This is a genomic window from Streptomyces sp. NPDC048196 (assembly GCF_040652715.1).
GTDB lineage: Bacteria > Actinomycetota > Actinomycetes > Streptomycetales > Streptomycetaceae > Streptomyces > Streptomyces siderophoricus.
This window is the reverse complement of sequence record NZ_JBEZMM010000001.1, coordinates 379778-397674: the sequence shown is the minus strand read 5'-3', so window position 1 is coordinate 397674 and position 17897 is coordinate 379778. Positions and strand designations below refer to the sequence as shown.

General features: G+C 69.8%; 15 protein-coding genes. 10 read left to right on the top strand and 5 right to left on the bottom strand.

Features of this window, described 5'->3' with window-relative positions; genetic code table 11:
- Positions 1–46: 46 nt before the first annotated feature.
- From AB0E02_RS01865 to AB0E02_RS01850, 4 genes are all read right to left on the bottom strand, one after another.
- Positions 47–811 carry an alpha/beta hydrolase gene (locus AB0E02_RS01865; RefSeq protein WP_362134870.1) on the bottom strand — a complete coding sequence of 255 codons (765 nt, stop codon included), beginning with the start codon at positions 809–811 and terminating at the stop codon, positions 47–49.
- Positions 812–1026: 215 nt separating this feature from the next.
- Positions 1027–2868: a peroxidase family protein gene (locus AB0E02_RS01860; protein WP_362134868.1), complete on the bottom strand. Its 1842-nt coding sequence runs from the start codon at positions 2866–2868 to the stop codon at positions 1027–1029.
- Positions 2869–2913: 45 nt separating this feature from the next.
- Entirely contained in the window at positions 2914–3327 is a 414-nt protein-coding gene (locus AB0E02_RS01855) for a hypothetical protein (protein WP_362134866.1), read from the bottom strand.
- A 311-nt stretch (positions 3328–3638) separates the two neighbouring features.
- Entirely contained in the window at positions 3639–4730 is a 1092-nt protein-coding gene (locus AB0E02_RS01850) for a LacI family DNA-binding transcriptional regulator (RefSeq protein ID WP_362134864.1), read from the bottom strand.
- Between the two features lie 346 nt (positions 4731–5076).
- Between AB0E02_RS01850 and ugpC the strand changes: the two genes are divergently transcribed.
- The 7 genes from ugpC to AB0E02_RS01815 all read left to right on the top strand — a co-directional run bounded on the left by ugpC (position 5077) and on the right by AB0E02_RS01815 (position 12397).
- Positions 5077–6210, top strand: a complete 1134-nt coding sequence (gene ugpC / locus AB0E02_RS01845) for a sn-glycerol-3-phosphate ABC transporter ATP-binding protein UgpC (protein WP_362134862.1) — start codon at positions 5077–5079, stop codon at positions 6208–6210.
- Positions 6211–6247: 37 nt separating this feature from the next.
- Positions 6248–7552: an ABC transporter substrate-binding protein gene (locus AB0E02_RS01840; protein ID WP_362134860.1), complete on the top strand. Its 1305-nt coding sequence runs from the start codon at positions 6248–6250 to the stop codon at positions 7550–7552.
- A 10-nt stretch (positions 7553–7562) separates the two neighbouring features.
- Positions 7563–8576 carry a sugar ABC transporter permease gene (locus tag AB0E02_RS01835; RefSeq protein WP_362134858.1) on the top strand — a complete coding sequence of 338 codons (1014 nt, stop codon included), beginning with the start codon at positions 7563–7565 and terminating at the stop codon, positions 8574–8576.
- Positions 8573–9409, top strand: coding sequence for a carbohydrate ABC transporter permease (locus tag AB0E02_RS01830; RefSeq protein ID WP_362134856.1), 837 nt, complete (start codon positions 8573–8575; stop codon positions 9407–9409). Before AB0E02_RS01835 ends, AB0E02_RS01830 begins: the two co-directional genes overlap by 4 nt.
- A 51-nt stretch (positions 9410–9460) precedes the next feature.
- Entirely contained in the window at positions 9461–11131 is a 1671-nt protein-coding gene (locus tag AB0E02_RS01825; RefSeq protein ID WP_362134854.1) for a glycoside hydrolase family 13 protein, read from the top strand.
- A 178-nt stretch (positions 11132–11309) separates the two neighbouring features.
- On the top strand, positions 11310–11846 hold the full coding sequence (locus tag AB0E02_RS01820; RefSeq protein ID WP_362134853.1) for a hypothetical protein: 537 nt from the start codon (positions 11310–11312) through the stop codon (positions 11844–11846).
- The gene (locus AB0E02_RS01815) at positions 11843–12397 is read left to right on the top strand and encodes a DUF3995 domain-containing protein (protein ID WP_362134851.1); all 555 of its coding nucleotides are present in this window, start codon (positions 11843–11845) and stop codon (positions 12395–12397) included. The genes AB0E02_RS01820 and AB0E02_RS01815 overlap by 4 nt, the downstream gene beginning before the upstream one ends.
- On the opposite strand, the gene AB0E02_RS01810 is transcribed toward AB0E02_RS01815, so the two are convergent.
- On the bottom strand, positions 12355–13236 hold the full coding sequence (locus AB0E02_RS01810; protein WP_362134849.1) for a LysR substrate-binding domain-containing protein: 882 nt from the start codon (positions 13234–13236) through the stop codon (positions 12355–12357). The genes AB0E02_RS01815 and AB0E02_RS01810 overlap by 43 nt on opposite strands.
- Before the next feature lie 92 nt (positions 13237–13328).
- Here AB0E02_RS01810 and AB0E02_RS01805 point away from each other — a divergent pair, with 92 nt between their 5' ends.
- From AB0E02_RS01805 to AB0E02_RS01795, 3 genes are all read left to right on the top strand, one after another.
- Positions 13329–13823: a cupin domain-containing protein gene (locus tag AB0E02_RS01805; protein ID WP_362134847.1), complete on the top strand. Its 495-nt coding sequence runs from the start codon at positions 13329–13331 to the stop codon at positions 13821–13823.
- 196 nt (positions 13824–14019) lie between these two features.
- On the top strand, positions 14020–15834 hold the full coding sequence (locus tag AB0E02_RS01800; protein WP_362134845.1) for a beta-galactosidase family protein: 1815 nt from the start codon (positions 14020–14022) through the stop codon (positions 15832–15834).
- A 252-nt stretch (positions 15835–16086) separates the two neighbouring features.
- Positions 16087–17790 carry a PKD domain-containing protein gene (locus AB0E02_RS01795; RefSeq protein WP_362134843.1) on the top strand — a complete coding sequence of 568 codons (1704 nt, stop codon included), beginning with the start codon at positions 16087–16089 and terminating at the stop codon, positions 17788–17790.
- The last annotated feature ends 107 nt before the right edge of the window (positions 17791–17897 follow it).

Below are 17897 nucleotides of genomic sequence, written 5' to 3'. Positions count from 1 at the left end.
CGGTATCGGCGCCCGGCCGACGGGCCGGACGCCGATACCGCTCACCTCAGGCCACCGAAGTGACCGCTCGGCCGAGGTGCCGGGCGAAGAAGCGGACCGCGCTGTCGGCCTCGAACCGGGGCAGTTCCTTGTGCTTGCCCGGGTTGACGTGCAGCGTCTTCTCCGTCGAGGCGAAGGCGTCGAACAGTGCCAGACCTGACTCGCGCGGGATGTGCTCGTCGTCCCACTGCATGGCGAACTCGACCGGGACGGTGATCTGCTCCGCCGTCTCGGCCAGGGCATCGGGCCAGTGGAGGCCGAAGACCGCGGCGGTGATCCTGGGATCGGCCGCCACGAACGGCACCCCGATCGCGGTGCCCATGTTGAGGCCGAAGTAGCCGACCGGTCCTTCGGCGCCGATTTCCGGAAGGTCCTGGAGGGCGTCCAGGGTCGCCTGCCACTCGGGCACGGCACGCTCCGCCAGGTGGGCGTTGTAGCGGACGACGATGGGGCCTTCCGGCTCGCCCGCCGCCCGCGCCGCCAGCATCGCGGCGATCTCTTGCTCGTCCTGCGCGGTACGCAGCCGGTCGCCGTGACCGGGCGCGTCGATGCAGGCGACGTGGAAGCCGCAGCGGGTCACGAGGAGGTGTGCGCGGCCCGTCATCGCCGGCCATTTCTTGTGCGTGCCGCCGCCGTGGCCCAGCAATACCAGGGGCGCGCGCTCGGCGCCGGATGCGGGCGACCAGAGCACGCCGGGGATGTCGCCGACGGTGAAGTCGCGTTCGACGACGCCGTTCGACGTCTTTTCCGCGGTGAACTGTAGTGAATTCATGAGGTGTTGCCTTTCGGGAGTGCCTTGGTGTGGGGGCACTCCCGGCGACACCTACGTCTATCGCCCGACCGTGACGGAGAGGGGGAGCACCCACGTCGATACAGCGTTCATGGGTCTCACCTCCTCGGACGGTGTCACGGTCTGCCGCACGCTACCAACCGACCTCACGCCGTCCAACCCGTTTTCCGAGCCGGTCTCTGCGAGGCGGCGCGGAGTCAGGCCGTGTGCCAGGGGACGAATGCGTTGTTCAGGCCTGCGAGGGCGGTGCGCAGTTCCGGGTGGTGGCGCAGCAGGACGGTGACCATGGAATTGTCGTCGATCCAGGCCATACCGGCCTTGGAGTACACCTCGGGCGTGTAGTACTCGGTGAAGAAGCGGTCGCTGTTCAGCCGGCGGGAGGCCATCAGGATGAAGATGCGGAATGCCGTGTCGCTGAAGGCGAATCCCTTGGGGAGCTTCTCCGCATACATGCCGATCGTCAGGTCGACCTTTTCGATGTCGTCCCCGTAGACCTGCTTGATCTCCCTGGCCCACTCCGGGTTGTCCGTCAGCTCCTCGAAGCTCTCCACGGGCTTCAACCGCAGCAGCCGGCGGAACTCGTTGTAGCGGGGGACGCCCAGTTCCCGGCTGCGCAGGATGTCGGTGGCGGCCAGGTCCTGCAGATGCCCGTCGGGACGCTCGTATTCCTGCAGGAACTTCGGGAAGTTGTGCAGGGTCACCAGGCCGGGGTGGAGCGTTCCGAAGCTGTAGAGGAGATCGGCCATGGGCACGGTTTCCAGGACCTTCAGCGCCTCCGGGCCGGCGATCTCCCGGAAGGTCCGCTCGCCCAGAGTGGCGTCGTCCGTGGCGGAGCGCAGATGCCATTCGTCCCGGACGAGGGGGTGCATCCGGTAGACGGCCACGAACTCCTCGGTGAGCGCGTACGGGACGCCGTAGTGGTCGGTCCGGCCGCCGGGGATGCCGCTGATGACCTCGCTGTCGCTGATCCGGCCGAAGAGGTCGTGAACGCGCTCGTCGGCGAGGCCCCACCAGTTCGCCCGCAGCGCCTTGACGGTGGTGGGGTGGCTGATCACGGCAGGCGTCCACTCCACGGTGTGGATCTTGGCGAGCAGCGCGGCGTTGACGAGCCGGGCACGCTGGAACAGCTCCTCGTCACCCCACGACGGATAGGTGGCGTGCAGATGGTCGCAGATCGCGTTGTGCTCGTGGGCGAAGAGGTTCTGCATCATGGCGAGGCCCAGCCAGAAGCCGGGAACGAGCGACGGGTCGGTGGCCGGGTCCAGGGATGAAGGGGACTTGCCGTTGTTCCAGAGGTGCAGCTTGCCCAACTGGCCGGTGCGCAGCCTCCGTTGCTCCTCCGCGCTGGACCCGTAGATCTGCGAGGCGTCCCACCAGTGGGAGGAGACGTTGACGCGGGTGTCGGGTGTCCCGGCGGGGGCCTGGGGGTCCCGGGTCGGGTCGTCCGGTGTCCGCATGATCCGCATCGGGCGCTCCGGCCAGGGGTCGTCGTCCACGAGCGGCACTTCCCAGGGGCGTTCCGTCGGGCTCGTACCGTGGCTGAACCAGTCGCGGATCATGAACTGGAGCCAGGCGGTGACCAGGGAGTTGACCGAGTCGGCGGGGGTCATTTCGTGGCGGGTGAGGAGTGCCCGGCTGACCTCTCGCGGGTTCGGCCGGGAGAGGACGGACTCGGCCGTGGCCGGCGCGATGCGGTCCAGCGGGATGTTGCGGCCGAAGCGGCTCCCGGCCATGCCCATGCGCGGCTCGCCGAGGTCGTTGTGGCTGCCGTCGGCGGTTCGGTTGACCCGGTGGCTCGGTGCCGGTGGTGCGGGGTCGGGGCGATGGACGGACGGCAGTGCGGTGGTGTCGTGCAGGTTCTTCTGGCGGAGCTTGACGCGTAGCCCGAAAAGCGTCAACAGGCCCGGGAGGACGGGCAGTTTGTCCCAGCCGATGCGTCGGTCGACGACGGTGGAGATGCCGGTGACGACCCGCCACGGGAGGGAGTTTCGGTATCCGGCGGACGGTCGCCGGGAGGTGGTGCGTCGTTGCATACCCATCGCAGTGCTCCTTGCTCGGTACTGGTCAGGAGGCCTGCCCCTTGGTCACTTCCGCTCGCTCTTCCCGGCGCACCCGCCGGTGGCGGCCAGGACCGTGTTGGTGGCCGAGATGAGCGTGGTCAGGACGGCGGTGCGCGCAGGCACCTGGCCGCGGATGCCGAGCATCGCGGCGGTCAGGGTGTCGCTGCCGTGGATGAGGACCCCCTCGCGCAGGTCCTCGCGCAGCCGGTCGCCGTCGTGGGTCAGCAGAGCGAGCCCGAGCAGGACCGTGCGGATCCCGAAGAGCCGGAAGGCGTAGACGGCCGCGGGGCTGGGCTCGTGGTCCGGGTCGAGGCGCAGGATGAGCACGGACGGCGTGAGCAGGCCGGTGATTCCGTTGAAGAGCCGGATTCCGGCCAGTGCGTGGACCGAGGCCGGGCGGTGGGCCGGTCGCTTGGCCGGGGTGCATCTCTTGGCCATGGGGATCTCCCTGCGGGACGCCGTGGCTGGGGGACGCCGTGGCTTCGGCGACTGCCGGGCACGAGAGCCGGCAGCGGAGCCACACTCAGCATCCGGACATACACCTCGATGCGACAGCGACCTGCACATCGATGTGCCGTTGATGCCAGCGTATGGGGGCGGTCATATGCGCGCACCTCGAAGGCCGGGCAAGGAAGTTGATTCCGGATTGAACTGCATCAGGAGGCCGTCACCGAGGGCGTCCACAGGCAGCCCTGATGACGTCCACAGGCAGCGCTGCACCGGACCCGCGCCGAACCGTCCCTCGCCGATCAGTCCCGCCGAGCGGTGCCCGTCCCGCCCGAAGGCGCAGCCCGCCCACCGTCGTCCTCCGCGGACGGTGGCATGAGCGGAGCGGTGCTGGCCCGGGGAATGAGGTGGGTGGGCAGGACGATGTGGCGTTCCCGGTCGGCGTCGGGGGTTTCGATGAGCGCGCAGGCCAGCTCGCCGGCGGCGCGGCCGATGTCCGTGGGTGACTGGGCGATCGTGGACAGCCCCACCCAGTGGGCGATGTCGTGGTCGTCGAAGCCGAGCACGGACAGCCGCTCGGGGACGTCGAAGCCGCTCGTGCGCAGGGTCGACAGGACGGCGACGGCGAGCTCGTCCTGCTCGACGAAGAGTGCGGTCGGCGGTTGCTGCAGGCTGAGCAGCCGGCCGACCGCCTCGACGACGGTGCGGTCCTGCCCCAGCACGGCGCCGACCACCAGCTCGTCGTCCGGCGTGATGCCCGCCTCGGTGAGCGCCTGCCGGTAGCCGGTCAGTCGTTCGTTGGAGCTGAAGGTGAAACCGCTGACGCCGATCGCCCGCAGGAAGCCGATCCGGCGGTGTCCGAGGTTGAGCAGGTGCCGGGTGCCGCCGAGCGCCCCGGCCACATCGTCGACGTACACGCTCGCCCGGCCCTCGGCGTGCTGGCTGACGTATATGACCGGCATCTGCAGGTCGTCCAGGCGGGCGCTCTCCTCCTCGGTGAGGTCGAAGGAGAACACCAGCAGCGCGTCCGCGTTCCGCCGCGCGGGCAGGCGCTCGAAGAAGTCGGCCCGGGCGGTCATGTCGGGCACGTAATAGACCACCAGCTCCAGGCCCGCCGCGCGCAGCACCGGTCCGAGCCCTTCCAGCGCCGAACCGACGAACCAGGACTTCAGTATCGGCACGAGCACCGCCACCACGCCGGTCTTGCCGGTGACCAGGCTGGCCGCCTGCCGTGAGATGGCGAAGTTCAGCTCCCGGGCCGCGCGCTCGACCCGCTCGCGCACCTCGGCCGAGACGGAGGCGTGGCCGCGCAGGGTGCGCGAGACGGTGGAGGCGGAGACTCCGGCGCGCTCGGCGACGTCGGCCATCGTGGGGTGCCGTTGAGCTGGTGACATGCACGGAAGGTAGCACGGTGAGCACGAGTCCCCGGGGATTTATGACAGCGCTGTCACGGGCCCGTCAGGTGGTCGGTATCAGGTGGTTTTCCCTTATAGAAGCTGCACGGTACAGCCGGATGACCTGCGGATTACCAGGGCGTAACGCATTGACTTCCCCTGGGTGCCCTCTTAGCTTGAAAGCGCTGTCTCGGCGGTGTCACCGGTATCTCCCTGGAGCGATCCTCCACCCCTCTTGACCTGCCGGCTCATTCATTTGATGACGGAGACAGCGCAATCAGTAACGCTCTGCACGCCCCTGTCCATGCCATCCGGCGGCCGCTGCCGGGAAGGGTTGAGCCTCCGCATGACCACAGTGAGTTTTGAAAAGGTCACCCGGTGCTATCCGGGTGCCGACCGGCCCGCGGTCGACGCACTCCATCTGGACATCGCCGACGGCGAGTTCCTGGTCCTGGTCGGCCCTTCCGGGTGCGGCAAGTCCACCAGCCTGCGGATGCTGGCCGGTCTGGAGGACGTGGACGACGGCGTGATCCGGATCGGCGACCGGGACGTGACCCACCTGCCGCCCAAGGACCGGGACATCGCCATGGTGTTCCAGAATTACGCGCTCTACCCGCACATGAGCGTCGCCGACAACATGGGCTTCGCCCTGAAGGTCGCCGGTACGCCGAAGGACGAGATCCGCCGCCGGGTACAGGAAGCGGCCAGGATCCTGGATCTGGAGGCGTACCTGCACCGCAGGCCGAAGGCGCTCTCCGGCGGGCAGCGGCAGCGGGTCGCGATGGGCCGCGCCATCGTGCGGGAACCGCAGGTGTTCCTGATGGACGAGCCGCTGTCCAACCTGGACGCCAAGCTGCGCACCCAGACCCGCACCCAGATCGCCGCGCTCCAGCGCCGGTTGGGCACCACCACCGTCTACGTCACGCACGACCAGATCGAGGCGATGACGATGGGCGACCGCGTCGCCGTGCTCAAGGACGGGGTGCTCCAGCAGTGCGCCGCCCCGCGCGTCCTCTACGACGAGCCGGCCAATGTGTTCGTGGCCTCGTTCATCGGGTCGCCGGCCATGAACCTCCAGGAGGCGCGGGTGGCCGACGACGGCGTCCAACTCGGCGGCGCCCGGGTGCCGTTGCCCCGTCGCGTGCTCACCGCGGTCGCGGCCGAGGGGGCCGACCGCGTCGTGGTGGGTTTCCGGCCCGAGGCGCTGGAGACCGTAGCGGCGGACGAGCCGGGCCTGGGCATGGCGGTGTCGATGGTGGAGGAGCTCGGCTCCGAGGCGTACGCCTACGGAACCCTCCAGGGCGACCACGACGGCGGCAGCGGCAGCGGGGGCGTCACCGCCGGAACCGGGGCCGGCGTCGTCGCCCGGGTCGACCCGCGGACCCCGCCCCGGAAGGGCGAACGGATCACCCTGCGGCTCCGGGCCGACGGTACGTACTTCTTCTCGGCCACGACCGGCGAGCGGTTTCCCAGCGAGTGACCGGCCACCGCCCCGGTTCGCACCCCCAGGAGAGACAGTGAAGAGCAGAACCACCAGAGCGCTGCAGGGCGCGGGCGCGGCCTTCGCGGGGCTCGCCGCCCTCGCCGCCTGCGGCACCAACGGGACCACCACGGCCGGCGGCCGGCCCACCTTCGAGGGGCGCGGCCCCATCACCTACGTCGCCGGCAAGGACGCCTCCGGGTCCGTCCAGGCGGTGATCGACCGCTGGAACAAGCGGCACCCCCAGGAGAAGGTCACCTTCGTCCAGCTGCCCACGGACCCCGACGCACAGCGCCAGCAGATGATCCAGAACGCCCAGACGAAGTCCGATGCCTATACGGTACTGGCGCTCGACGCCGTGTGGACCTCGGAGTTCGCCGCGCACCGCTGGGTCGACCGGCTGCCCGAAGAGCAGTTTCCGCTGCGACAGATGCTCAAGCCGATCGTCGAGACCGGGAAGTACCGCGGTGGCCTGTACGCCCTGCCGATGAGCTCGGACGGCGGCATGCTCTACTACCGCACCGACCTGCTCAAGAAGGCCGGGATCGCCGGGCCGCCGGCCACCTGGGCACAGATGAAGGCGGACTGCGCCAAGGTCGAGCGACTGCCCGAGGCGCGCGGGATGTCCTGTTACGCCGGGCAGTTCCAGAAGTACGAGGGCCTGACGGTCAACTTCGCCGAGGCCGTGAACTCCGCCGGCGGTGTCGTCACCGACGCCAAGGGCAACCCGCACGTGGACACCCCGCAGGCGAAGCGGGGCCTGGACTTCCTGGTCGACTCCTTCAAGGACGGCACGATCCCGAAGGACGCCGTCACCTACCAGGAGGAGGACGGCCGCCGCGCCTTCCAGGCCGGGAAGCTGGTCTTCCTGCGGAACTGGCCCTACGCCTACCCCCTGATGGCCCAGAAGGACGGTGCCAACAAGGCTGCCGGCCACTTCCGTGCCGCACCACTGCCCGGTCTGAACGGCCCCGGCGCCTCCAGCCTGGGCGGCCACAACCTGGCCCTGTCGGCCTCGGCGGAGAACAAGGCGACGGCGATCGACTTCATGAAGTTCTTCGCCGGCCAGGCCGTCCAGCGGTTCACGCTGTCCCGCGCACCGGGCGCGCCGACCTACGAGGCGCTGTACGAGGACCCGAAGCTGGTCAAGCAGTATCCGTACCTCCCCACCCTCAAGCAGTCGATCCTGCACGCCGTGCCGCGGCCCCGGGTCTTCCGGTACGGCGATGTCACGGCGGCGATCCAGCAGCAGGCGTACGCGGCCCTGACCGGCAGCACGAGCAGCGGGCAGGCCCTGAAGGACCTTCAGCAGACCCTTCGGCAGCAGGCTGCGGGAGAGTGAGGAGCACACCATGGTGACAACGCAGAACCCGGCCGCGCCACCCGCGCTGTCCCTGCCGGCCAGGCGGCCGCAGCGCCGGGCCCGGGCCACCTCCGGTTCCGGCCGGCTCGCCGCCCTGCTGGTCTCCCCCACCCTGCTGGTGCTGGCGGTCGTGGTGCTCTACCCGACGATCGTGGCGCTGAAGGACTCGCTCTTCGGCACGCCCGGTCTCAACCCGAAGACCGGCTTCGTCAACGAGACCGACCCGTTCGTCGGTTTGCAGAACTACGGCGCGATCTTCGGCGCGGCCGGCGCACGTTTCTGGAACGCCTTCTGGAACACCACCTTCCTGACCGGCACCACGGTCGCGCTGGAGACGGTCATCGGCATCGCCATGGCGCTGATCATGCACCGCGCGTTCCAGGGGCGGGCTCTGGTACGGGCCGGCATCCTGGTGCCGTGGGCCATCCCCACCGCGGTGAGCGGTCTGCTCTGGCGCTGGATCTTCAACAGCAACGGCGTGGCCAACGCCCTCACCGGGCAGCACATCCTGTGGACCACCGAGGGGTTCCACGCCAAGCTCGCGGTCATCACCGCGGACGTGTGGAAGACCGCACCGTTCATCGGCCTGCTCGTCCTGGCGGGGCTGCAGGTGATCGACAAGGAGGTCTACGAGGCCGCCAGGATCGACGGGGCGGGCGCGCTGCGCCAGTTCTGGAACATCACCCTGCCGCTGGTGAAGCCCGCTCTGCTGGTGGCCGTGCTGTTCCGGACGCTGGACGCGCTGCGGATGTTCGACCTGCCGTACATCCTCATCGGCGCGCAGAAGACCTCCGTGGAGACGCTGTCCATGCTCGCCCAGGACCAGGCGGCGAACGTGCGCTTCGGTCCCGCCGCGGCCTACGCGGTGATCCTCTTCGTCTATGTCTTCCTGATCGCGCTGGCCTTCGTCCGGCTGCTGGGCGCCGACGTCGTGGGCGATGACGGCCCGGCCCCGCTGCGCCGCCGATGGCTCTCGCGCCGACGCACGGAGGTGGCGGCATGAACACCCTCTCCCCGAAACTGCGCAAGGGGCTGCTGTACGCGGGGGTCGCCGCGGTCGTCGCCTACTGCCTGGCACCGTTCTACTGGATGCTGGTCTCCAGCCTGCGGCGGACCGCCGACATCTTCTCCAACTCGCCCTTTCCGACCCGCCTTTCGTTCGAGAACTACCTCGCGGTCCTCGACCCGTCGGAGTCCTTCACCCGGGCGCTGCTCAACAGCGTCGTGGTGGCCGGCATCACCACCGCCGTGGCGCTGGTCCTGGCCACCTTCACCGCCTACGCGATGGCGCGGCTGGACTTCCGGTTCAAGCGGCTGGTGCTCACCCTGATCATCGCCACCTCCATGTTCCCGGTGGTGTCGATCGTGGTCCCGCTGCTGAAGATGTTCGTCGACTTCGGCTGGATCAACAGCTACCAGGCGATGATCGTGCCCAGCATGTCCTTCACGCTGCCGCTCGCGGTGTGGAACCTGACCGCCTTCTTCCGGCAGATGCCGCAGGAGCTGGAGCACGCCGCGATGGTCGACGGCTGCACCCGCGGCCAGGCGTTCCGCAGGATCATCGTCCCGCTCGCCGCGCCGGGCATGTTCACCACCGCGATCATCACCTTCATCGCCGCCTGGAACGAATTCCTCATCGCGCTGTCGATGACGAACAAACCGGAGATGCAGACGGCTCCCGTGGCCATCTCCAAGTTCTCCGGAGCGAGCCAGTTCGAGACCCCGTTCGGCAGCCAGATGGCGGCGGGCGTACTGGTCACCGTCCCGCTCGTGATCATGGTGCTGGTCTTCCAGCGCCGGATCGTCGCCGGCCTCACCGCCGGTGCGGCGAAGTAGTCCCCCCACCGCACACCGATGCCCCAAGAGCCCCGAGGAGCACGCAGCAGCATGCCCAGCACCCCCAACCCCGCACCGTGGTGGCGCAGCGCCGTCATCTACCAGGTCTACGTCCGCAGCTTCGCCGACGGGAACGGTGACGGAGTCGGTGACATCGCCGGCATCCGCTCCCGGCTGCCCTACCTGAAGTCGCTCGGGATCGACGCCATCTGGATCAACCCGTGGTACAGGTCGCCGATGGCCGACCACGGTTACGACGTGGCGGACTTCCGCGCGATCGACCCGCTCTTCGGCACCCTGGCCGACGCCGAGGCGCTGATCGAGGAGGCCCACCGGCACGGCATCCGCGTCATCCCCGACATCGTGCCGAACCACACCTCCGACCAGCACGCCTGGTTCCAAGCAGCGCTGACGGCGGGGCCCGGCAGCCCGGAGCGGGAGCGCTACCACTTCCGCGACGGCCGTGGACCCGACGGGTCCGAGCCGCCCAACAACTGGCGTTCCGTCTTCGGCGGCCCGGCCTGGACCCGGCTTCCCGACGGCCAGTGGTACCTGCACCTCTTCGCTCCCGAGCAGCCGGACCTCAACTGGCAACACCCGGACGTGCGGGCCGAGTTCGAGGACGTCCTGCGGTTCTGGTTCCGCCGCGGCGTCGACGGCTTCCGCATCGACGTGGCACACGGCCTGGCCAAGGACCCGGAACTGCCCGACCTGCCGACCCGCGACGCGGCAGACCCGGCGGACACGGCGGACACGCCGGCGCCCGGCGAGGAAGCGGACCACCCGTACTGGAACCGCGACGAGGTGCACGCGATCTACCAGACCTGGCGCCGGGTGGCCGACGAGTTCCCCGGCGACCGGTCGTTCGTCGCCGAGGCATGGGCCGACACCCCCGAGCGGCTCGCCGCCTACGTGCGGCCGGACGCGCTGCACACCGCCTTCAACTTCGACTTCCTGATGACCAGTTGGGACGCCGCCGACCTGCGCGAGGTCATCGACCGCTCGCTGGACACGCTCGGCTCCGTGGGCGCACCCGCCACCTGGGTGCTCTCCAACCACGACGTGGTACGCCACCCCAGCCGCTTCGGCCGGACGGTGGCGAAGAAGTGGGTCGCCAACGCGCCCTACCGGCCCGAAGGCCCCCTCGACCTCGAACTCGGCGTCCGGCGGGCCCGCGCGGCCGCCCTGCTGATGCTCTCCCTGCCGGGCGGCGCCTACGTCTACCAGGGCGAGGAGCTGGGCCTCGCGGAGGTCGAGGACCTCCCCGAGGACGTACGGCAGGACCCCATCTGGGAACGCTCCGGCCACACCGACCCGGGCCGCGACGGCTGCCGGGTACCGATCCCGTGGTCCGGGCAGGGCTCCCCGTACGGCTTCAGCCCCGAGGATGCCACCGGCCGGCCGTGGCTGCCGCAGCCCGCGCACTGGAAGGACCTCAGTGTCGCGGCCCAGACCGGCGACCCGGCCTCCATGCTGGAGCTCTACCGACGCGCCCTGCACCTGCGCCGGGACCACCCCGCCCTCGGTGAGGGCGAGCTGACCTGGCTCGACGCCCCGGCCGGGGTCCTCGCCTACCACCGCGAACCGGGCTTCGCCTGCATCGTCAACCTCTCCTCGCAGCCGTACGAACTGCCCGCGCACGAGGCGGTCCTGCTGACGAGCGGCGGCCCGCTCGACAACGGGTGTCTGGGCCCGGACCAGGCGGTGTGGCTGGCGATGTAGCGGGCTGACGCCACACCGGCCCTTCGACGGCACCCGCCCACCGGGCGGGTGCCGCTTCGCCGTGGAGAAGCGGTGGTCTCCTCGTCCTTCGGAAGGACGCGCGGTTCGCCCGCTCGGTGGAGCGGGTGGCTCCAGGGCAGGAAGCGGGCGGTGCGGGTGCCGGGCCAGCATCGGATCCATGAGAGTTGACGCAAGCGCCCGCATTGCCGTGGCCCGCCGCATACTGCTCCGGCCGGCCCGGCCGGCGCCCGCCGGGCCCCGCGTCCGGGTCGCGGTGTGGCTGACGGTGGCCGGCTCGCTGGTGTACGTGGGGCAGAAGGCGTACATGGCGGCGCGCGGGGAGGTCGGTATGCCCGGCCATCCCGCACCCGCCGAGGTGCAGGCGCAGTTCGCGCACCCGGGGTTGGCCCAGGCGGGCAACGCTTCGCTCGGTCTGCTTGCGGTGGTGGTGGCATGGGCGACCATCGCGCGCTGGGGAGCGCGCATCCCGCGCTGGGCTCTGCTGTGCGCCCTGGCACTGGCCGCGGTGCTGCAGTCACTGGGAGCGGTGATCACCGTCCAGCGCACGGACTTCGACATGGTGCGCCTTGGCTGGGGCCCGGTTTACGAGGCGGTCATGGGCAGCGTCGGGATTGCGGCGTGGGTCGTGGTGACGGTGTCGTACTTCCTGCGCAGCCGTCCGCACGCCGGCGTCGCGACAGAGGCGCGCCGGTGACCGGTCGCCGTACTCGGACCGATCGCCGTGACCCGACGGCGGTCGCCGCGCCCCTCGCCTTCTGGTGTGCCTTCGCCTACGGTGCGATGAAGCTCGACTGGGCCTTGGGCGGTGCGTTGTTGATGCGGGAGACCCCGCTGCCGACGGGTGCCCGGGACGACGTGTTGAACGCCGCTCCGGGAGCGGTCGCCGGGAGCTGGGCGTCCGTCGCCCTGGCGCTGGTCGGCATGGCGGCCGCGCTTCATCTGTCCGGTCGCTTCGGACCGCACGGCAGGTTCCGCCGCGGCATGCTGCTCGCCGGTTCCTGGGCAGGGTGCGCGTTCATGGTGGCGCGTGCGCTCGGCCTCCTGGGCTACGGATTCGCCGGTGATGTGCGGGTGCTGGCCGGTTGGGCTTCCGTTCCGCCCGCGCACGCCGACCTTGCGCGTTTCCAGGCGCAGTGGGACCTGTTGCTGTGGTCGCCGTACTGGCTGCTCTTCGGCACGTGCTGGGGGCTGGCGGCCCGGCGCTATCGGAGGCTGCGCGCTGGTGGGGGGTCTCCGTCGCGGTAGGCGGCGAGCGCGATCCGGACGAACGAGCGGATCAGGGGATTCGCATCGCCCGCGTGCCAGGCCACCACCACGCGGCTCGGTGGCATGTCGCTCAGCGGCACCACGGTAAGCCCCCTCACCGGCTCGTGGTCCAGGAGCGTGATGCCGACCGTGCCGTTCCAGAGAACGGCTTGCCGGCATTCCTGGACCGCGCGCACCACCGGACCGTCACGAGGTTCCCCGCCGTTCCAGTACGACTGCCAGAGCGGGTCGGTGCCCTCCGGGAAGCGGAACCAACGGCGGCCGGCGAGGTCGGCCAGCTTGAGGCGGTCCCGGCGGGCCAGCGGATCGTCGGTGCGCAGCAAGGCCCCCACCGGGTCGGCACGCAGCTCGTGCCGGCTCAGGCCGGTCCCGTCGAACGGCCCGCGGGTCAGCGCGACATCGACCGCTCCGGCGTGCAACCCGCAGGTGGGGTCGGTCAGGTCCGTGTCGCGGATGTGCACCTCGACGCGCGGGTGCCGCCGGTGGTAGGCGCGGGCCAGCCGGGTTGCGCCCGGGTCGCTGCTGCCCCCCAGGATGCCGACGGTGAGGGTGGCGTTGCCGGCCGCCGCGGCCACGCGCAGGCGCACCCGGTCGGCCTGGTCGAGCAGGGCGCGCGCCTCATCGAGCAGTACCGCTCCCACCGGGGTGAGGGTGACACCGGCGGACGACCGGTCGAACAGCGGGGCGCCGGCTTCGGTTTCCAACTGCTTGATCGCCCGGCTCAGGGGCGGCTGGCTCATGTGCAGCCGGGCGGCGGCCCGGCCGAAGTGGAGTTCCTCGGCGACAGCCACGAAGTAGCGCAGCGTGCGTAGCTCCATGGCGCGACGATACCCGTACGGTATCGAGCTCACCGAAGGGGTCTTGGACAGTCCCCGTGCCCTGACTGTGAGATCGAAGCATGACTGACGACATGACTCATGAAACGAAGGCCCGCGAGCCGATCGCCGCACCCGCCGTATCGGTGGTCGGCCCGGGCGACGGGGAGACCATCTTCCTGGGCACCACGCGTCTGCGCGTCCTCGAAGACGGCAGCAACACCGGTCACCGTCTCGGGATGGCCGAGTCCGTCCTCGCGCCGCACACGCCCGGACCGCCGCAGCACCGTCACGCCCAGCACGACGAGGGCTTCTACATCATCTCCGGCACGGTGCGGTTCACGGTCGGGGACCAGGACATTGACGCGGCCGCGGGCACGCTCGTGATGGTCCCGCCCGGAGCCCCGCACACGTTCGCCAACGTCACCGACCAACCGGCCGTCATGCTCAGCACTTTCACGCCGGACCTCTATGTGCAGTACTTCCGGGACCTGCAGGACATGCTTGCCGGCGGCCAGGCACTGGCCCCCCAGGCCAACCTCCAGGCGATGAGCCGCTATGCCACGGAGCCCGCGACGGACTTCGGCTGACGATGATCTTGTGGACGGACGGGCGCGTCAGTTCCGGTGGACGCCACGAACCCTTGTGCTTGTTTCTGTTCTATACAACACTCTCAACACACAGAAACGCGCACTCCTGAACATGTTCGAGCTTTGGCGACGACCGGTCGAGTCGAGGAGAGCAGACATGACGCAGTTCAGCCGACGTAGGTTTCTGAGCTCAGCCATGGTGGGGGCCGCGTCCCTGGGGGTCGCCCTGGGCGGCAGCCGTACGACCCTCGCACAGGCCGAAAGCCCCCGGGGACTGACCATCCGCGGGAACGAATTCCTGCTGGACGGCAAGCCGTTCCGGATCCTTTCGGGTGCCTTCCACTACTTCAGGACGCATCCCAAGGACTGGCGCGACCGGTTGCTCCGCTTGCGGGCCATGGGACTCAACACGGTGGAGACCTACGTCGCCTGGAATTTCCACCAACCGTACGAGAAGAAGGCCGACTTCACCGGGTGGCGCGATGTCACCGCGTTCGTCCGCACCGCGGACGAGGCGGGGCTGAAGGTGATCGTGCGACCGGGACCGTACATCTGCGCGGAATGGGATTTCGGTGGGCTGCCCGCCTGGCTCCTCAAGAACAAGGACGCCCCGCTGCGCCGTTCCGACCCCGCGTACGAGCAAGCGGTCGACACCTGGTTCGCCGAACTGCTTCCCCGGTTCGTCGATCTGCAGGCCACGCGCGGCGGGCCGATCATCGCCATGCAGGTCGAGAACGAGTACGGCAGCTACGGTGACGACCACGCCCACCTGGAACATCTGCGGGACACCATGCGGGCGCAGGGCATCGACAGCCTGTTGTTCTGCTCCAACGGAGCCACTCAGCAAGCGCTGGAAGCGGGCAGCCTCCCCGATCTCCTCTCCACCGTCAACTTCGCCGGTGACCCCACCGGCCCCTTCGCGGAACTGCGCAGATTCCAGCCGGACAAGCCCCTTTTCTGTACGGAGTTCTGGGACGGCTGGTTCGACCACTGGGGCGAGCGGCACCACACCTCCGACCCCGCGCGGACCGCCGCCGACGTGGAGAAGATCCTCGCAGCAGGAGCGTCGATCAATTTCTATATGGCGGTGGGCGGCACGAACTTCGGCTGGTACGCGGGTGCCAATCTGAGCGGCAGCGCTTATCAACCCACCGTCACCAGCTACGACTACGACGCCCCGATCAGCGAATCCGGCGAACTCACGGAGAAGTTCCACGCGGTGCGCGACGTACTCGCCAAATACACCACCCTGCCGAACACGCCCCTGCCGGCCACGCCGCGCCGGATGCCGGCCCAGCGGGTCTCCGTACGCGAGTCGGTGCCGCTGATGGACGTCGTCGACGCGTTGAGCAGCACTCCGGTGCGGCGCACCACCCCCGTCCATATGGAGGCCCTCGGGCAGCCGCACGGTCTGATCCACTACCGCACACGGGTGCGCGGGCCGCAGGGGACCAGGCGCCTGCGGATCACGGGGCTGGGCGACCGTGCGCTGGTCTTCGGCGACGGCAAGCGGATCGGCACCTTCGACCGCAACCAGCCGCTCCATACCGTCGACTTCACCGTGGCCGACGCGTCCGGCACCCTCGACCTCCTGGTGGACCCCACCGGGCGGGTCAATTTCGGTCAGGGCCTCAACGATCCCAAGGGAATCAGCGGCAAGGTCTGCCTCGACGACGAAGAGCTGCACGACTGGGAGATCCGCCGGCTCCCCCTCGACGACCTTTCGGCTCTGAAATTCCGCAACGAAGACACCCCGACCGGCCCCGCCTTCCACCGGACCCGGGTCCACGTCGCCACCCCCGCGGACGGCTTCCTCGCCTTCCCCGGCTGGGACAAGGGCATGGTCTGGCTCAACGGATTCCCGCTCGGCCGCTACTGGTCCCTCGGACCGCAGGTCACCCTGTACGCGCCCGGTCATCTGTGGCGGAAGGGCCGCAACGAGCTCGTCGTGCTGGAAATGGAACGCCGGGGGGACCGGATCGAAGTACGGTCCGAGCCCGACATCGGTTAGGGAACCATGCGCTCGTTCCTCACCCTTCCCGGGCGTAACTGCAAGTAAGTGATCAGTTTCACTCAGTATGGAGCGCTGCACACAGTCCACACCGATCTCCCAACTGTCATGATCCGTACCGATGCGGAATGCAGTCGTTTCCGCACGGACCGAAATGACGGCAGGGACAGGGGTGTTGGCGTGAGATTGGTGTGGTCGCGGCGGCGGGTTGCACGGAGGCGGTGGAGGGCCGGGGCGATCGGGGCGGTCGCCGTGCTGTTGGGTCAGCTCCTCGGCGGTCTCCCCGTCGAGGCGCAGGCCACGGCCTTGCCGGGGTCGGCGTTTCCGCTCGTCCTCGATGTGGACCTGACGCCGAATCCGGTGTGCAGTGGACCTGTGCGCGGCCGGGTGGAGGTCTACGACCCGGCCGCGGCGAAGGCCGGCGCCACCGTGGAGTGGCGGGTACGCGCCGGTGCGGAGCAACTGGCGGGCGGGCGCCTCGACATGAACGCACGTGTCGGAACGGCCGAGTTCAGCATCCCCTTCGACCGGGTGCCCGCGACCGAGACCGCCCTCCAGGTCGACGCCCGTATCGCCGGCACGCCCGACGGCCAGGCACCCGGCCGCTACGGAAAGGTCTGGCGGGACACGCTGCGCCGCGGGTGCCACCCGGTGCGGGTGGCGTCCGTCGGGGACTCGGTGGTCTGGGGCCAGGGTCTGGACCACGACCAGAAGTTCCCTTATCTGACCGGTCAGTTGCTCGGCCGCGAGACCGGCCGGGGCTTTCGGCTCAACGACTACGCGATCTCCGGCGCGGTGCTTGACGCGCCCGATCTGCCCGCAGGCAACAAGGACGCGGACTGTCTGCGCACGACCGAGAAGCAGGACCCGGACGGCGACGGGGAAATGGAGTTCGGCGAGGTCACCCAACAAATGCCGGACGTCTTCTGCCAGTTGGAAAGGGCCGGAGCACAGGCACGGTCGGGCGGCTACGGCCTCGACCTGGTCGTGATCAACGGGTGCATCAATGACCTCGATCCCTTCTTCGGCATCGGCGTCGGCATCACTCCCGGCTCGGAAAGCGTGCCCGAGGCAGTCAAGCGCGAGTGCTCCGGCATCGGTGCGGCAGCGGAGAACCCGGCCAAGGACGTGCCCTACTTCAGCGGCGCGAAGGTCGGATACGGCGGACGCGGGATGCAGGCGGCGATCGAGAAGGCCCATTCCCTGCCGGGCCGGCCGAAGGTGATCGTGGCCGACTTCTACTACGCACTGAGCCGCAGCAGTTCCCCGATCCCGGTGAAGACCTGTTCGGTCCCGGGAGTGGCCGGGGCCCGGCTGGCCTCCTGCAAGGCCGCCCTCGGCAGGGTGGCCGAGCGCTATGAGCAGTACACACAACTGGCCATTGCCGCCTACCACCAGGCGGCGGCCGCCGCCAACAAGGCGTCCGCCGACGGCCCGTACGCGGTGGCGGCCGACGGGCTGTTCACCGTGGACAATGCCCTTCTCACCCGGGACTCCAAGGTCTGGAACACTCCGGTGACCGACCCGGCGTTCCCGCTGCGCACCCGGGCCTGCCCGGAGCTGAGCGCGACTCCCCTGCAGTGCCTGAGCGCGGCCGTCGGCCACCCCGACATCGAGGGCGCCCGGCAGTACGCCGATGCCTTCCTCCTCAACCCCCGGGTGCGCGAGTGGTTCCGCCTGCCCCGGCAGGGCCCTCGGGCCGCCCGGCTGAGCCTTCCGGCACACGCCCCGGTCGGCACCGAGGTGCGCATCTCGGCAACCGTGCACGGAAACCCGCCCGCCGCCGGCTACCGCTACCACTGGTACTTCGGTGACGGCACCCAGCAGGAGACCGGCGAGCCGACCGTCACCCATGCGTACGACCGCACGGGGCCCTGGCTGCCACGCCTCGTGATGACCGGCCGGGCCGGAGGAAAGACGCTGGTCGAGGCCGCGCGAGCCATCACCGCGGACTAGGCCGCCTGCGTTCCCGGGGCTTCCCGTCCTGGGGGTGGTACCAGTGCCACCCCCAAGACGGATGCTGGAGGGATCGAGCGGTCGGGTGCCCGGCGGAAGGATCAGTC

Excerpts from the sequence above, each read along its gene's own strand:
- AB0E02_RS01855 (WP_362134866.1), bottom strand. The coding sequence starts at position 3,327 with ATGGCCAAGAGATGCACCCCGGCCAAGCGACCGGCCCACCGCCCGGCC.
- AB0E02_RS01850 (WP_362134864.1), bottom strand. The coding sequence starts at position 4,730 with ATGTCACCAGCTCAACGGCACCCCACGATGGCCGACGTCGCCGAGCGC.
- AB0E02_RS01830 (WP_362134856.1), top strand. The coding sequence starts at position 8,573 with ATGAACACCCTCTCCCCGAAACTGCGCAAGGGGCTGCTGTACGCGGGG.
- AB0E02_RS01805 (WP_362134847.1), top strand. The coding sequence starts at position 13,329 with ATGACTCATGAAACGAAGGCCCGCGAGCCGATCGCCGCACCCGCCGTA.
- AB0E02_RS01835 (WP_362134858.1), top strand. The coding sequence starts at position 7,563 with ATGGTGACAACGCAGAACCCGGCCGCGCCACCCGCGCTGTCCCTGCCG.
- AB0E02_RS01820 (WP_362134853.1), top strand. The coding sequence starts at position 11,310 with ATGAGAGTTGACGCAAGCGCCCGCATTGCCGTGGCCCGCCGCATACTG.
- AB0E02_RS01865 (WP_362134870.1), bottom strand. The coding sequence starts at position 811 with ATGAATTCACTACAGTTCACCGCGGAAAAGACGTCGAACGGCGTCGTC.
- ugpC (WP_362134862.1), top strand. The coding sequence starts at position 5,077 with ATGACCACAGTGAGTTTTGAAAAGGTCACCCGGTGCTATCCGGGTGCC.
- AB0E02_RS01800 (WP_362134845.1), top strand. The coding sequence starts at position 14,020 with ATGGTGGGGGCCGCGTCCCTGGGGGTCGCCCTGGGCGGCAGCCGTACG.
- AB0E02_RS01860 (WP_362134868.1), bottom strand. The coding sequence starts at position 2,868 with ATGGGTATGCAACGACGCACCACCTCCCGGCGACCGTCCGCCGGATAC.
- AB0E02_RS01825 (WP_362134854.1), top strand. The coding sequence starts at position 9,461 with ATGCCCAGCACCCCCAACCCCGCACCGTGGTGGCGCAGCGCCGTCATC.
- AB0E02_RS01810 (WP_362134849.1), bottom strand. The coding sequence starts at position 13,236 with ATGGAGCTACGCACGCTGCGCTACTTCGTGGCTGTCGCCGAGGAACTC.